This window comes from Candidatus Poriferisodalis sp. (assembly GCF_965203655.1).
Taxonomy (GTDB): Bacteria; Actinomycetota; Acidimicrobiia; order Acidimicrobiales; family Poriferisodalaceae; genus Poriferisodalis.
The window spans coordinates 13,721-28,264 of sequence record NZ_CBDBDD010000004.1 but is presented as its reverse complement, the minus strand read 5'-3'; the positions used below and the strand labels follow the sequence as shown (position 1 = coordinate 28,264).

The following is a 14,544-nucleotide window of genomic DNA, read 5'->3' as shown; positions in this document are numbered from 1 at the left end:
TCGGGCTGGCTCGGCTTGGATTGGCGGTTCAGGGTGTCAGCAGACCGTCGATGATCTGCTGCGCAATGTCCCGCATTTTCGCACGATTGGCCATCGCCGTACTCCGGATGAACTCAAAGGCATCCTGCTCGGGAAGACCGAAGTCGTCCATCAGCAGGCCCTTGGCACGCTCCACCGCTTTGCGGGTCTCCAGCTTCTCCTCGAGGCTCTCCACTGTGTCTTCGAGCTCTCGCATCTCGGTGAACCGACCCCAGGCCACCTCGATCGCCGACACCAGCTCTTCCCGCTGGAACGGCTTGACCAGATACGAGAGCACGCCAGCGTCTCGTGCCTCCTCGATGAGGTGCCGCTTGCTGAATGCCGTCAGAATGAGTACTGCGGAGGTGCGATCACCAGCAACCTCTCGCGCCGCATCCAAGCCGTCCCGCCCGGGCATCTGAATATCGAAGATGCACACCTCGGGCTGGTGCTGGCGAGCCAGCTCCACTGCCTCGTCCCCGCGGCCGGTTTCCGCCACGACGACGTATCCCTCGTCTTCAAGCATCTCGCGCAGATCGAGCCGGATAATGGCCTCGTCCTCTGCGATCACGACTCGCTTGGACACTCGCGCTCCCCTCGCGGCTAGATCGAACGGGTGGGCAGTACCGGCCCGGTAACTGCGGGTCGGTCAGCCTACCGGTCGGGCTGTGAGCCCTCTGCGGAATTCTGCATCTCGCATCAGCCTCGTGGTGCCCGGGGCGGGATTCGAACCCGCACGCCCGCGAGGGCAGAGGATTTTGAGTCCCCCGTGTCTGCCGTTTCACCACCCGGGCCGTGGGGCCGCTCAGCGTACCTAGGGCCCGAGCGGCCCGTGAGCCCGTGTCCAACAGAAATTGGGAACAAGAGCGGGGCCATTGCTTCATTGTCGCTGTCGGACCGGATTGGCACCTACCCTTTCGGGAAGTTCAGTTCAGCGCGCCACGGCCCGGGCATCGGCCCGGTCTTTTTGTTCCGGCGCTCTGGGGGAGGCCGAGTGCTCGCATTCACATTCCCAGGCCAGGGCTCACAACAGCAAGGCATGGGTGAACCGTGGAAGGCGCACGAGTCGTGGGAGCTGGTCGAAGAGGCCTCAGACGCCTGCGGGCGCGACGTCGCAGCGCTGTTGCTCGAAGCTGACGCAGACGAGCTGCGCCACACGCGCAATTCACAGCTCTCGACCTTCGTGCTGTCGATGGTCGTGCTCGACGCAGTCGAGCGGACCGGCACCACCTTCTCTTGTGCGGCCGGTCACTCGCTAGGCGAGTACAGCGCCCTGACCGCGACCGGTGCGCTGGCCTACGACGACGCAGTCCGGCTGGTGGCCGAACGGGGCGAGGCCATGCAGGTCGCCGCTGACGAGCAAGAGGGAACCATGGCCGCCGTGCTGGGCCTCGACGACAACCTCGTCGCCGAAGCCTGCGATGCCACGCCAGGCGATGTCTGGGTCGCCAACTTCAACGCTCCCGGGCAGGTCGTTATCGCGGGTGCACCCGATGCCGTGGCCGTGGCGGGCGACGCCGCCAAGGAGGCCGGCGCCAAGCGCATCATGGGTCTGCCGGTCGGAGGCGCCTTCCACACACCGTTCATGCAGCCGGCACGAGATCGTCTGCGTAAGGCGCTGGCCGAGGTCGAGATCCGCGACCCGAGCGTGCCGGTCGTGGCCAACGTGGACGCACTCGCGCGAGACGGCGCAGATGAGTGGCGCACATTGCTGGCCCAGCAGCTCACCAGCCCGGTGCTCTGGCGAGCCAGCCTGCACGCGCTGGCCGACTCGGGCGTCTCCGCCTATACCGAACTCGGTCCCGGCAAGGTGCTGACGGGCATGACCAAGCGCACCCACAAAGGCACAACTGCCCTGTCGGTGAGCGCTCCCGCCGACATCGACGCGCTGATGGAGGCGCTGGCAGTCGACGCCCCCGCAGCACCGACGGTGCTGGGCGGCGAGAACCTCTACGTCACCGAGCGGCTCATCGTCAGCCCGTGCGCCGGCGTCTTCACGCTGGCCGCCGGCGTCAGCGACGGCCAGCAGATCGGTGTCGGCGATGTGATCGGGCAGGTCGCAGGGGAGGAAGTGCGGTCTGCGTTCGCGGGTACTGTCATGGGGATCATGGCCGTGGAGGGTGAACGCGTCACCGCACGGCAGCCCGTCGCGTGGCTGCGCACACCGATCCGCAACTAGACGGCGGCAGCTGAAGGGGAGGCCACAGATGACGCTCACCGTGGGCAATGCATCCAGCGCGCGCATTGTCGGCATCGGGACGGCGCTCGGCGAGCGTGTCCTCACCAATGACGACCTCGCAGAGATGGTCGATACCTCCGACCAGTGGATCCTCGAACGCACCGGCATTCGCCAGCGCAACATCGGCGGCACAACGGCCGGCCTGGCAGCATCTGCCGGCGCCGCCGCGATGGAGGCCGCCGGTGTCGATCCGTCCAGCATCGACATGCTGATCCTGGCCACCACCACGCCGGATCGCTGCGTTCCCGCCTCGTCCTCACGGGTGCAGGAGGCCCTGGGCCTCGACTGCGGGGCCATGGACGTGAACGCGGCCTGCTCAGGCTTCGTGTATTCGCTGGTGGCCGGTCACGGCATGATCGCCATGGGCCACGAGCGGGTGCTGGTCATCGGCGCCGAGGTGCTGTCGCGCATCACCGATTGGACCGACCGGGCCACATGCATCCTGTTCGCCGACGGTTCGGGCGCCGCGGTGCTCGAGCGCAGCGAGCAGGGATCCGACCTGTTGGGCTGGCACGTCTCCAGCGACGGCTCGATGGAAGAGCACCTCTACTGCGAGCACGACGGGTACATCCAGATGGCCGGCCAAGCAGTGTTCAAGAAGGCTGTGCTGGTCATGGAGGAGTCGGCCCGCCAATCGATGAAGCAGGCCGGCTTGACCGCCGACGACATCGACGTCGTCGTCCCCCACCAGGCCAATGTCCGCATTGTCGAGACGGCCTGCAAGCGTCTCGGCATCCCCTACGACAAGGCCGCGATGGTCATCGAGCGCACCGGCAACACGTCGTCCGCCTCGATTCCCCTCGCACTCGACGATGCCGTGCGCAGCGGCCGGATCAACGAAGGCAACCATGTGCTGCTGGTCGGGTTCGGCGCCGGAATGACCTCGGCCTCGGCGCTGCTGCGCTGGTCCGGCGCCCCGGCACTGGCTGTGTGACCCTGCGCCGACGACTGCGTACCGCCGACATGACTCCCCCACCCACGAGTCGATGAACTCGCGCAATGCCGAGCCGCGCACGGTGCTGGTCACCGGCGGCAGCCGTGGCATCGGTCTCGCCGCGGCGCAACGGTTCGCCGACGAGGGCCACCGGGTTGCAGTCACGAGCCGCAGCGGGGCGCCCGACGACGACCGGCTGCTGTGGATCGGCTGTGACCAGGCCGACAGCGACGCCGTGGATGCCGCGTACCAGACCATCGAGGCAGAGCTGGGCCCGGTGGAGGTGCTCGTTGCCAACGCCGGCATCACGCGCGATCAACTCGTGCTGCGGATGGCGGACGAGGACTTCGAAGCAGTCGTGGACACGAATCTCAACGGTGCCTACAGGATGGCCAAGCGAGCAGCCAGGCCGATGCTGCGAGCCCGCTGGGGACGGCTGATCTTCGTGTCGTCGGTGGTCGGGCTGCTGGGCTCGGCCGGTCAGGTGAACTACGCCGCGTCCAAGGCGGGACTGGTGGGCATGGCCCGCTCGCTGGCGCGCGAACTGGGTTCGCGCAGCATTACATCCAATGTGGTTGCCCCCGGGCCGGTCGCCACCGAGATGTTCGGGGCCCTCAACGACTCGCAGCAAGCGGCCATCACCGATGCCGTGCCGCTGGGCCGGGTGGCCGATCCCGCGGAGATCGCCGCCGCTGTGACGTTTCTGGCCTCTGAGGAGGCCGCGTTCATCACCGGCGCGGTGATACCGGTTGACGGCGGCTTGGGCATGGGCCACTGAGCCCGCCGCGCCAGGATCGAACCTGACACCGGCCGGCGCCCATCGACGACCGCACACCGGCGAAATGCGACCAGAACCTGCCCAGTAGGGTCGTACACTTCGCACGCGCACGGTCACCGGGAAATCGTGCAGGTGACGCCCACACATGAGGGGAACAGCATGAGCGACACGTTGGATCGATTCCGGGACTGCGCCGTCGAGGTGCTGGCCGTGGATCCCACACAAGTCACGCCCGAGGCCAGCTTCGCTGACGATCTCGACGCCGACAGCTTGGATCTCGTCGAGCTGGTGATGGCTCTGGAAGAGGAGTTCGACATCAGCGTGGACGAGGAAGAACTCGAGGACGTCACGACCGTCGCGCACGCAATCGAGCTGGTCGAATCGAAGCTGTGAGCGCCAAACAATGAGCGATGGCCGGCGGGTCGCGGTCGTCGGCCTGGGCGTCGTCTCGTGCGCCGGGTCCAGCGTGGACGACTTCTGGCAGGGACTGAACTCCGACCCGCCAGAAGGCGAGCGCCGCGTCGTCGACTTCGATCCTGCCCCCTTCTACGACAACCCCAAGGAAGCGCGACGGGCTGACCGGTCGGTCCAGCTCGGCATGGCATCGGCCGCGCAGGCCATGGCCGGCGCCGGCGAGCTGGCGTCAGATCCCGACCGCTGTGGGGTGATCTACGGCACGGGAGTCGGCGGGCTGCAGACCTTCGAAGACCAGGTGCTGGTCCTCGATCGCAAGGGCGCACGCCGTGTCTCCCCCTTCATGGTGCCGATGATGATGCCCAATGCGCCCGGGGCAGCCATCTCGATGCGGTACGGGCTGGCCGGCCCCTGCGAAGTGCTCACCACGGCCTGCGCCGCGGGAACACACGCTCTGGGCTACGCGGCGCGCCTCATCCGGCTGGGCGTAGTCGACGTCGTGGTGGCGGGGGGCTGCGAGTCGGTCATGACGCCGGTCGGCACCGCAGGCTTCGTGAACATGACCGCCCTGTCCAACAGCGGCATCTCGATGCCCTTCGACAAGAACCGCGACGGGTTCATGATGACCGAAGGCGCCGCCACCTTGGTGCTCGAGGAATGGGATTCGGCCGTCGCACGGGGGGCCACCATCTGGGGCGAGATCCTGGGCACTGCCTCCAATGCCGACGCGCACCACATCACTGCGCCCGCCCCCGGGGGCGCGGGTGCGCTTCGGTGCATGCAGCTCGCCATCGACGACGCCGGCTTGGAGCCGGGCGACATCGTGCACGTGAATGCCCATGGCACCTCTACCGCGCTCAATGACGCCGCCGAGGCCGAGGCGCTCAACAAGCTGTTCGGCCCCAACGGGCCGCTGGTGACCTCCACCAAGGGCGTCACCGGTCACGCACTGGGTGCCGCAGGCGCCTTGGAGGCCATCGCGGTGCTGCTGTCGATGCGCCACCGCAAGATCCCGGCCACTGCCGGCTGGACGACGCCCGATCCTGAACTCGCCGAATTCCGGCTGGTGACCGGAGAGGCTGCCGACTGGGAGCCGGGGCCGTCGCTCAGCAACTCGTTCGGCTTCGGCGGCCACAACGGCTGCATCGTGATCGGCCCCGCCTAGGCGTTGGAACAGAGCATCCTGCCGCCGTCGCGGCGGACGCGCGCCTAGATGCTGTCGTACGTCGCGGTCTCGATGGCTTCGTACAGCGAGTACGAGCGGGGATCTGCGAAGGGCACCTGCTGGCTGATGTAGCAGCCTGCCACCTGGTTCTGCAGGTCGATCCAGAAGTACGAGTTGGCCAGCCCGGCCCACATGAGGCCCCCGGCGGGCCGACCGGTCGGGGCCGGTTCCTCGTTGATCTGGAATGTCAGGCCCCATGACTTCTCGACACCGGGGAAGAACTCGGCATCGAACGAGAACGGCGGTGCGGCAGTGGGAAGCATGGTGACGCGCAGGTCGCCCATCGCGTTGGTGATCATCTGCGCGTGGGTGTCGGGCGACACGATCTGGCTACCGTTGAGGCTGCCGCCGTTCAGCATCATGGCCAGGAAGCGGCAATAGTCGTCGACGGTGGAGTACAGCCCGCCGCCGCCCATCTCGAACTCCGGCTCCTGGGGGATCTCGAAGGGCATCTCGAACAGCGAGCCGTCCTCATCGCGGGTGTGCATCGCTGAGATGCGCGAGCGCATGCCGTCGCTGATCTTGAAGCCGGTGTCGGTCATGCCCAGCGGCCCGAAGATGTGCTCAGCCATGTACTCGCCCAGCGACTGCCCCGACGCAGCCTCCACCATCTGACCTGCATGGTCGATGCCGGTGCCGTAGAACCAGCGGTCGCCAGGGTCGAACAGCAGCGGGATGGTCAGCGTCTGCTTCTGGCACTCGATGACGCCAGGCGTCTGTGTGACCTCTTCGTACTGGCCGAGTTCGGGGCTCCAGATGTCGTAGCCCATGCCCGCGGTGTGGGTCAGCAGGTGGCGCAGGGTGATGTCGCCGTTGCGGGCGCGGGTGACCGGGTTGCCGTCGTCGTCGAAGCCGGTCAGCACATCGAGCTCGCCGAGCAGTGGCACAACCTCTGCAGCCGGTCCGTCGAGCGAGAGTCTGCCCTGTTCGACGAGCTGCATCGCCGCCGTTCCGGTGACGGCCTTGGTCATCGAGGCAATCCAGCAGACGGTGTCATTCGACATCGCCACGTCGCTGTCTGCGCCGCGGGTGCCGGCCGCAGCCGAGCAGATCTCGCCGTCGGCGCCGATGACTTTGGCGACCGCTCCCACGACGTCGCCATCGGCGACGCCACGATCGAGAATCCCTTGAACTGTGTCTGCGAGCGACATGACTGGCTCCTGTCAGATTGAGCAGCGGTGCGCAGGGACCCAGCGGGCCCTGCGAGCGCGACGCTAGTTCGGAGCGGGCGCACGAACGACGCCGGTCGCGGGCTGCGCGAGACTCCGTCATACGCAACCAACAAGCAGGGGGCACCCCATGACCGAAACGCAGCAATTGGCGCTCACGCAAAGACACATCGTCCATTCCGATCTGATGGACTTCGACTTCGAGATCACCACGCAGGGTCCGCCGATCGACTGGCCCGAGCCGCTGGCGGTCGTGTATCAAACCGATGCCAATTTCAACGCCGGATTTGCATGCGACGTGTCGACGATGCTGCTGATGGGCGGCGAAATCCCGCCCATCTTGACGGTGGCCATCGGCTATCCGGTCGGTGCTGACATCGTGTTCGTGACCGGGCGCCGTATGTACGACTTCTCCCCGACGTCGGACGAGTGGCAGCTCGAGCAACTCAATGCGTCGCCGCTGGTGGAAATGGACGTTGTGGGCGGCGGAGCGCCGCTGTTCGCACGCTTCATGAGCGAAGAGCTGTGGCCCTGGCTGCAGGAGAACTTCAATGTGTCCGACGACCGCACCTATGTCGGTGACTCGATGGGCGGGCTGTTCGGGTGCTACACGCTGTTCAACCACACCGGGTTCTTCAACCGGTACGTCATCGGCAGCCCGTGGATCTGCTGGGATCATCCGCTGGTGTTCGACTATGAGTCTGCCTATGCGGAGGCCAACGACGATCTGGACGCCGTCGTGTACCTCGCCGCCGGCGGCGCCGAGGATGTCTTGAGCCCGGCGTTCGACCCGAACGCCACAGCGATCTTCGAGCAGGCTCGCACCGCAGAGCACACCGCCCGCCTAGGCGAACTGCTCGCAGGCCGGAACTATCCCAATCTGCGACTGAAGACGATGATCTGGGAAGAGGAGACTCACTTCACTGTGCCCTACGCCTTGATTTCGCACGGACTGAGGTGGGTGTTCAGCGCCGGGTGAGCCGCAACTGCACGGCCGCCGCCGGCAGCGCCGGCCACCCCACGTGAGGATCCTCCGAGCAGTTGCAGCGAGCACCGCCGTGCTGGCGGTTGCATGCAGCACCAGCACTGTGCGGGTCGCGCCTCCCCCTCCCACTTCGACGGACGCGCCAGCGGTCATGCAGCCGGCAACGACCGAAGCCCCATCCGGTCGAGCGGAGCGCGAGGTCACGCCGCCGACGGCGCTGGTCGATTCGACCGCGGCAGCGACCACCGCTGCGACAGCAACGACTGCCGTGCCTCCGACAACGGCACCGCCGGATCTGAGGTGGACGCTGTTGGCGGGCGGCGACGTGCTGATGGACCGCAGCGAGGCCGCAGGCATAGACCCGTTCGCCGGCATCGACCCGCCTCTGGCGTCGGGCGACATCGCGCTGGTGAATGTGGAGATGGTCATCAGCGACCGTGGCGAGCCCCGCGAAGACAAGGAGTTCACCTTCCGGGCACCGCCGTCTGCCGCGTCTCGTATCGCGGCGGCTGGGATCGATGTCGCCAATCTCGCCAACAACCACGCCGCCGACTACGGGCCCGAGGCCCTGCTGGACACCGTCGATCTGCTGGAGGCCAAGGGAGTGATCGCCCTCGGGGCGGGTGCGACCAGCGCCGACGCCTACCGGCACCGCATCGTCGAAGTGCGTCCCGGCGTGCGTGTGGCATTCGTGGGCGCCTCGATGGTGGTGCCGCTCGGGTTTCCGGCCACCGGGACCCGCCCGGGCGTCGCCTCGGCGTACCAGCGGGACCGGGTGCTGGCCGGCGTGAGGACGGCAGCGAGCGAAGCCGAGGTGGTGATCGCTGTCGTGCACTGGGGCGTCGAGCGGATGACCTGCCCCGACGGCCGCCAGCGCGACTTCGCATTCCAGCTGCTGCAACACGGCGCCGATGCAGTCATCGGCCATCACCCGCACGTGCTGCAGCCCGTCGTGCTCGACGAAGGCAAGCTCGTGGCCTATTCGCTGGGCAACTTCGTGTGGCACTACCGGTCGGGCATCACCGGCGACACCGGTGTGCTGCAGATCGACTTCGACGGTGCCGAGATCGTGGGCTGGTCGCTGTACCCGCACCAGCTCGACATCAACGGCGCGCCCATGCCTGCCGGCGACGGCTCCCGGGTGAACCGGATCGTCGACATCGTCTCGGGCAACTGTGCGCGACATCAGCCGCCACCGACCACCGCTGCCGCAGAGCCCGAGACTGACGCCGAGGACGAGGCCGAGTCGGAGGATGAATCGGAGGGCGAAGCAGACGGCGAGACAGACGGCGAGAGCGATGCTGAGACAGACCCCGAGGACGAGACCGAGGCTGAGTCAGACGCCGACTCAGACGAAGAGTCCGAGTCTGAGCCTGAAGCGAACGGCGGCTGAGCCGATCAGGCGAGCACTTCGGCCGCTGCGAGATCGGCGATCCGGTCGGCGTCGTAGCCCAGGAACTCGGTGAGCACTTCGTAGTTGTCCTCACCGAGGCACGGCCCGCCTCGCCACACCACCGGCGGAGTGCGGGACATGCGCGTCCGGCAGTTCTGCGTCCACATCGTGCCGCGATGGCTCTGGGGCACGTTGATGTGGTGCTCGCGGGCAGCGAACTGCGGGTCATCGCAGCAGCCCTGGGCGTTGTTGACCGGGTAGGCGTCGATGCCGACGGCCTGCAGTGCCTCGGCCGCGTCGGCGTTGCTGCGCTCTGAGGTCCATGCTGCGATCGCCTCATCGATCTCGGCTGCACGTTCCCGCCGGGCAGCCTGATCCCAACCGGCTGCGCCATCGCCAGCAAGGCCGATCGTCGCAGCCAGCGCCGCCCACCGGTCGTCGGTGCAGGCGATCGCCATCCACTGATCCTCGCCCGCGGTCGGGTACACGCCATGCGGGCTCATGTGGGGATCTTCGTTGCCGCACCGCTGCGGGTCACGGCCGTTGATCGAGGCATCCAGGATGGCCGGCGCCAGGTAGTGCAGCGCCGCCTCGGTCTGGGAGATGTCGATGTAGCAGCCGGTGCCGGTGCGATCCCGCCGCTCCAGCGCAGCCATCAGCGACGACACGATCACCCGCGGCGCCAGGAAGTCGGTGTAGGGGCCGTACGGACCAGCGGGGCCGCGGTCGGGCCATCCGGTGATCTCGTAGAAGCCGGCGATCGCAGCCGCCATGAAGCCGTATCCCGCGAGGCTGGAGTACGGACCGCTCTGGCCCAGCAACGAGCTCGACAGCATGATGAGCCGGGGGTTGATAGCCGAGAAGTCCTCGTAGCCGTAGCCCATGCGCGCAGCCGCCCCCGGCGCCCATGACTCGGTGGCGATGTCGGCCCAGCGGATCAGGTCCTCCACCACCGCGCGGGACTCGGGCTTGCTGAGGTCCAAGCTCAGGCTGCGCTTGCCCGCGTTGTAGACCCCGTAGCCGACGCCGTTGTCGGGGTGCGGATCCTCGTCCACGAAGGGGTTGACCGTGCGCATCGTGTCGGGCCGGCTCTCGGTCTCGACCTTGACGACGGTGGCGCCGTAGTCGGCCAGGATCCGCACCGCCGACGGCGTGGCGATGACCCAGGAGAATTCGACCACTTTCAGCCCGGCGAGGGGCAGGTCGCTGCCGTCAGAGACAGGCCCGCCACTGGCCGCAACAGCAGTTGCCGCGAACGGCTGGCGCGCCGTGTCGACCGTGTCGTTGTCGGCGCCAAGCTGCGGCACTGCGAGCTGGCGCTCGGGGGCGTCGTGGCTGAAGTGCACGAGCGGCCCGCAGTAGCGGGCGGTGCGTGCGTCGTCGAACTCGACATCCCGCCAGAACCCGCGATCCGCGAAGTGCGGGTTGGTCAGCAAGTCGCTGACCAGCGCCGACGGCGTGATCAGCAGGTTCCGATCGAAAGCCGCTGCCCACAGCTCCTCGCTGGTCTTGGTCGCGAGGAAGCGGGCGTGGGTCGCGAACGACTTGGCGATGATCTCGGGCGAGCGCTGACCTCCCAGCACCTCGGCCGCGACGGTCTCCCAGTCGACGGCTTGCAGCTCCTCGTCGGCGAACCCCTCCTCTGCCTCCCATTCCACGAGCCGTTGGGTGAACGGCGCGAAGGCGGCGCCCATCAGGGCGACGCAGATGGTGTTGCCGTCCGCGCACGGGAACAGCATCGGGATGTCGATGCCGCCGAGGCTGAGCCCGCCTGCGAGGCGTTCGACGGCGTTGGCGTTGACGCGCGGCGACAGGTTCTGCGGCTGGCCGTGCGTCATGGATTCCATCGCAGAGATGTCGACGTGCTGGCCCCGGCCGCTCCGCTGTGCCTCGCGCAGTGCGATCAGCGTTGCGGCGGCGGCATCGCCGGCAGCCTGCAGGAAGCTCTGGGGAACACCCGAGACACGCACGGGAGCGCGATCCTTGTCGCCGCTGGCGTGCAGGAAGCCGCTGCCGGCCACCGCTGTCAGGTCCGAGCCTGCCCACGTGCTGCGGGGACCGGTCGAGCCGAACGGCGTCACCGATGCGCAGACGATGGCGGGATTGACGGCCGCCAGATCGTCATAGGCGAGACCCAGCGACGCCATGTGGCCGACCGGGCCGTCCTCGATGAGCGCATCCGCGCCCGCGACGAGGCCGAGCAGGCGCTCGCGGCCCTCAGCGGTCGACAGGTCTGCTGTGACGCTCTGTTTGCCCTGGTTGTAGGCCCAGTGAGCCAGCGAACGCTCAGGGTCGGGCTCGTCGTCGACAAAGGGACCGCTGTGGCGGCTCTGCACGCCATCGGGCGGTTCGACGCAGATCACCTCCGCGCCCAGGCTGGCGAGCATGTAGCCCGCGAACTGGCTGATCCCTTGGCACAGGTCGAGTACCCGGTAGTGCTGCAACATCTGATCCGCTCGCTTCCTGCGGCTCCATCCGCATGCCGGACATGGATTCTTCCGCGTCCGGACCGCCCATGCGAACCCCGGGGCTGCATGCGCTGCGCCCGGAGGCGAGACTGTGCGCCGCCCGAGCGGCTGTCCCAGCCGACGGGCACGAGCAGGGAGTTGACGATGGCGTCGATTGCGACCGATCGCATGGTGGAGCGTGCAGAGCTGCTGGAGTTCGTGCGGGAGCGGCATCACGGCGTGCTGCTGACGCTGCGGCGAGACGGCCGCCCCCAGGCATCGCTGGTCACCATGGGGGTCGACGAGGCCGGCGATGCGGTGCTGGTGAGCAGCTACCCCGACCGGGCCAAGTCGCTCAACCTGCGGCGCAACGCCCAGGCCTGGGTTCTCGTGATGTCAGATGCATGGAACGGCGAGTGGGTGCAGCTCGAGTGCCGTGGCGAGGTGGTGGACCTGCCCGCAGCCATGGACGGGCTCGTCGAGTACTTCCGTGTCATCAGCGGCGAGCATTCCGACTGGGACGAGTACCGCGAGGCCATGAAGCACCAGGACAAGGTGCTGCTGCGCCTGCACATCGAGAGCTGGGGGCCGATCTCCAAGGGCGGCTTCCCCGCTCGCCTGGTCTCGGAATAGCAGCGATCCGCGCGCTGGTGGGCTAATCGGCGTCGAGCTGGCGGACCAGGGTGACGGGGGCACGGAGGCGGTAGCTGTCCTCGAGCCAGTCGGCGAGATCGTCGAGATCCACGTCGGCCAGGCGCACGAGCACTGCGCCGTAGCCGTCGTAGTGCGGCACGGTGAACAGCACGCCCGGGTGGTTGTCGAGCAGCACCTGCTTCATCTCCAACTCACAGAACAGCACCAGCACCTCGGTGTCGTGCACGGAATCGCGGTTGTATTCGCGCTCGCCCCACATCCGACACACCAGCTTCTTGCGGACCTTGAGCGCAGGCGTGCCGTACGACGTCGACTCGATCACCTCCGGCAGGGCCGTCCCCAGCCGCAGCACATCGTCAAACGTCGCCATCGCCCGCCTGCGCCTCGTGCCGGTTGCCGGTCTCAGCGCCCAGGTAGGCGGCCTGCACCGCAGGATCGGCTTGCACCTCGTCGGGCGTGCCGGCACTGATGACCTGGCCTTGATCGAGCACATAGATCCGATCGCTGATGCCGGTGATGAAGTTGAGATCGTGGTCGATCACCAGCACGCCGGCGTCGACCGCGGCGGCCATATGCCGGACGGTGCGGATCATCTCGTCAGATTCGGCATCGCTCATGCCGCTCGTGGGCTCGTCCAGCAGCAAGAAGGCGGGTGCCATGGCGGCGGCGCGGGCCAACTCCAGCCGTCGCGCACTGCCGTAGTCAAGCTCACGGGCCCGTCGATCTCGCACGTCCCACAAACCAGCTTCCGCAACGAGTGCATCGACCGCGGGGTGAGATCCTGGTCGATGCTGTGCTGCCACACGGCTAGCCAGCTCGACGTTCTGGCGCACGGTCAACGCCTCGAACAGCCGCAGATTCTGGAACGTGCGCACCAGTCCTGCACGCGCGATGTCGTGGCTGGGTGCACCGGTCAGCTCTCGCTCGCCCACGCTGAACCAGCCCGTTGTCGGCGCGACGATGCCGGTGATCACATTGACCAACGTCGTCTTGCCGGCCCCGTTGGGGCCGATCAAGCCCACGACCTCGTCTGGCGCAACGGTGAGACCTGCACCATCAAGCGCACGGAAACCGCCGAAGTCCACGGCGAGATCGTGCACCTCCAGGGCCGCGCCCTCGTGGTCGACCTCGGCATGCAGCCCCACCGGCGCGACTTCGGCGAGAGGCTCAGGCCGCTCTTCGGACTTGCGGCGCCGCCACCAGCGCCAAAGCCATGCGTCCAGCTCCCAGTCCCCCAGCAGTCCGTTCGCCCGGAGAATCATGAACCCCAGCATCGCTGCGCCCAAGAAGATCTGGGTCAGCCCCTCACGCAGCAGCCAGTCGACCACCGGGGCGTCGAGGCTCGCGCCAAAAAACTCGAAGCCGTCGCTTGCGAACCGTCGAGTCAGCTCTCGGCCTGCCGTGATGATCACGACGCCGCTGAGCGCACCGGTAACGCTGTTCCGGCCGCCCACGATCAGCATCACCAGAGTCAGCAGCGTGTAATCGAAGAAGAAGAACTTAGGTGTGATGTTCCCGATGTCGTACACACGCAACGACGCCGCGACCGCAACCACCAGCACCGACAGCAGCAAAGCGGCCATCTGGCCGGCAACCGGGTTCACGCCCATTGCCCTCGCGGCCAAGTTGTCCTCTCGGGCCGCTTGGGCGAGACGGCCGATCCGGCTTTGAGCGAACAATCGCGCCACCACGATCACGGCCACCAGCACGGCATAGATGGCGGTGCGCCCTTCCAGTGTGTTGCCGATGCGGAACGAGAGCCCTGCCCGGTCGCCGCCGGTCAGATCGGTCCAGTTCAGTGCGAGCTCGTGCGTGACGAACAGCAGCGCCAGCGTGATGACGGCTGCGGAAACGGAGCCCGATTTCGCGCCCGACCGCGCGAGACCCCAGCCGACGACGACCGCCGCGGCCAGCGTCACCAGCGCTGCCACTGCAGTGGCTTGAACCGGTGTCAGGTGCACCTCATTCAGGCCCCATGGGGCGTTGCGGATGACGGTGCTCTTCCGGGCCGGCTCAATCGCCAATACGGCAAAGGCGTAACCCGCGACCGCAGCGAAGCCGATATGGCCGAACGAGAAAACGCCCGTATTGCCGATGTAGATCTGCAGACCCACGACCATGATGGCGTCGATCAGCATGGCGGTGACCAACTTGTCCGCGGTAGCTCCTCCAGCCGCGCTGTACGCCGCCCCACCGACGATCAGCACTGCCGCGAGCAACGCCGCCCCGGTCATCGGGAACGCCACGTCTCGGCGCATGTCTGCGAACGATCCGGGGAGCTTCACGGT

General features: G+C 67.4%; 13 protein-coding genes and 1 tRNA gene. 8 read left to right on the top strand and 6 right to left on the bottom strand.

The window, feature by feature from the left end; all coding sequences use genetic code 11:
- Nucleotides 1-28: 28 nt before the first annotated feature.
- Nucleotides 29-604, bottom strand: coding sequence for an ANTAR domain-containing response regulator (locus ACOGW9_RS02840; protein ID WP_419908172.1), 576 nt, complete (start codon nt 602-604; stop codon nt 29-31).
- Between the two features lie 122 nt (nt 605-726).
- Nucleotides 727-812: transfer RNA gene (locus ACOGW9_RS02835), tRNA-Leu, on the bottom strand.
- Between ACOGW9_RS02835 and fabD the strand changes: the two genes are divergently transcribed.
- From fabD to ACOGW9_RS02810, 5 genes are all read left to right on the top strand, one after another.
- Nucleotides 788-2,197, top strand: a complete 1,410-nt coding sequence (gene fabD / locus ACOGW9_RS02830; RefSeq protein ID WP_419908170.1) for an ACP S-malonyltransferase — start codon at nt 788-790, stop codon at nt 2,195-2,197. The two genes, ACOGW9_RS02835 and fabD, sit on opposite strands and share 25 nt — an antisense overlap.
- Before the next feature lie 28 nt (nt 2,198-2,225).
- The gene (locus ACOGW9_RS02825; protein ID WP_419908168.1) at nt 2,226-3,191 is read left to right on the top strand and encodes a beta-ketoacyl-ACP synthase III; all 966 of its coding nucleotides are present in this window, start codon (nt 2,226-2,228) and stop codon (nt 3,189-3,191) included.
- Between the two features lie 52 nt (nt 3,192-3,243).
- A complete protein-coding gene (gene fabG / locus ACOGW9_RS02820; RefSeq protein WP_419908166.1) occupies nt 3,244-3,969 on the top strand; it encodes a 3-oxoacyl-ACP reductase FabG in 726 nt (241 codons plus the stop codon).
- Between the two features lie 159 nt (nt 3,970-4,128).
- Nucleotides 4,129-4,362, top strand: coding sequence for an acyl carrier protein (gene acpP, locus ACOGW9_RS02815; RefSeq protein WP_419908164.1), 234 nt, complete (start codon nt 4,129-4,131; stop codon nt 4,360-4,362).
- Nucleotides 4,363-4,372: 10 nt separating this feature from the next.
- A complete protein-coding gene (locus ACOGW9_RS02810; RefSeq protein ID WP_419908162.1) occupies nt 4,373-5,548 on the top strand; it encodes a beta-ketoacyl-[acyl-carrier-protein] synthase family protein in 1,176 nt (391 codons plus the stop codon).
- Nucleotides 5,549-5,592: 44 nt separating this feature from the next.
- Here the strand turns inward: ACOGW9_RS02810 and ACOGW9_RS02805 are convergent, their stop codons facing one another.
- Entirely contained in the window at nt 5,593-6,759 is a 1,167-nt protein-coding gene (locus ACOGW9_RS02805) for a serine hydrolase domain-containing protein (RefSeq protein WP_419908160.1), read from the bottom strand.
- A 148-nt stretch (nt 6,760-6,907) separates the two neighbouring features.
- On the opposite strand from ACOGW9_RS02805, the gene ACOGW9_RS02800 reads away from it, so the two are divergent.
- A complete protein-coding gene (locus tag ACOGW9_RS02800; RefSeq protein ID WP_419908158.1) occupies nt 6,908-7,756 on the top strand; it encodes an alpha/beta hydrolase in 849 nt (282 codons plus the stop codon).
- A gap of 157 nt (nt 7,757-7,913) precedes the next feature.
- Nucleotides 7,914-9,155: a CapA family protein gene (locus ACOGW9_RS02795; protein ID WP_419908156.1), complete on the top strand. Its 1,242-nt coding sequence runs from the start codon at nt 7,914-7,916 to the stop codon at nt 9,153-9,155.
- A 5-nt stretch (nt 9,156-9,160) separates the two neighbouring features.
- On the opposite strand, the gene ACOGW9_RS02790 is transcribed toward ACOGW9_RS02795, so the two are convergent.
- Nucleotides 9,161-11,602, bottom strand: coding sequence for a CaiB/BaiF CoA transferase family protein (locus ACOGW9_RS02790; RefSeq protein ID WP_419908154.1), 2,442 nt, complete (start codon nt 11,600-11,602; stop codon nt 9,161-9,163).
- 165 nt (nt 11,603-11,767) lie between these two features.
- On the opposite strand from ACOGW9_RS02790, the gene ACOGW9_RS02785 reads away from it, so the two are divergent.
- A complete protein-coding gene (locus ACOGW9_RS02785) occupies nt 11,768-12,235 on the top strand; it encodes a PPOX class F420-dependent oxidoreductase (RefSeq protein WP_419908152.1) in 468 nt (155 codons plus the stop codon).
- A 22-nt stretch (nt 12,236-12,257) separates the two neighbouring features.
- Here the strand turns inward: ACOGW9_RS02785 and ACOGW9_RS02780 are convergent, their stop codons facing one another.
- Both ACOGW9_RS02780 and ACOGW9_RS02775 read right to left on the bottom strand, forming a co-directional pair.
- Complete coding sequence (locus ACOGW9_RS02780; protein ID WP_419908150.1) at nt 12,258-12,626, bottom strand: MmcQ/YjbR family DNA-binding protein; 369 nt, start codon at nt 12,624-12,626, stop codon at nt 12,258-12,260.
- Entirely contained in the window at nt 12,613-14,541 is a 1,929-nt protein-coding gene (locus ACOGW9_RS02775) for an ATP-binding cassette domain-containing protein (protein ID WP_419908148.1), read from the bottom strand. The genes ACOGW9_RS02780 and ACOGW9_RS02775 overlap by 14 nt, the downstream gene beginning before the upstream one ends.
- Nucleotides 14,542-14,544: the final 3 nt, after the last annotated feature.

Bases quoted from the DNA above. Each gene is read 5' to 3' on its own strand.
- ACOGW9_RS02825 (WP_419908168.1), top strand. From the start codon at position 2,226: ATGACGCTCACCGTGGGCAATGCATCCAGCGCGCGCATTGTCGGCATC.
- fabG (WP_419908166.1), top strand. From the start codon at position 3,244: ATGAACTCGCGCAATGCCGAGCCGCGCACGGTGCTGGTCACCGGCGGC.
- acpP (WP_419908164.1), top strand. From the start codon at position 4,129: ATGAGCGACACGTTGGATCGATTCCGGGACTGCGCCGTCGAGGTGCTG.
- ACOGW9_RS02810 (WP_419908162.1), top strand. From the start codon at position 4,373: ATGAGCGATGGCCGGCGGGTCGCGGTCGTCGGCCTGGGCGTCGTCTCG.
- ACOGW9_RS02805 (WP_419908160.1), bottom strand. From the start codon at position 6,759: ATGTCGCTCGCAGACACAGTTCAAGGGATTCTCGATCGTGGCGTCGCC.
- ACOGW9_RS02800 (WP_419908158.1), top strand. From the start codon at position 6,908: ATGACCGAAACGCAGCAATTGGCGCTCACGCAAAGACACATCGTCCAT.
- ACOGW9_RS02795 (WP_419908156.1), top strand. From the start codon at position 7,914: ATGCAGCCGGCAACGACCGAAGCCCCATCCGGTCGAGCGGAGCGCGAG.
- ACOGW9_RS02790 (WP_419908154.1), bottom strand. From the start codon at position 11,602: ATGTTGCAGCACTACCGGGTACTCGACCTGTGCCAAGGGATCAGCCAG.
- ACOGW9_RS02785 (WP_419908152.1), top strand. From the start codon at position 11,768: ATGGCGTCGATTGCGACCGATCGCATGGTGGAGCGTGCAGAGCTGCTG.
- ACOGW9_RS02780 (WP_419908150.1), bottom strand. From the start codon at position 12,626: ATGGCGACGTTTGACGATGTGCTGCGGCTGGGGACGGCCCTGCCGGAG.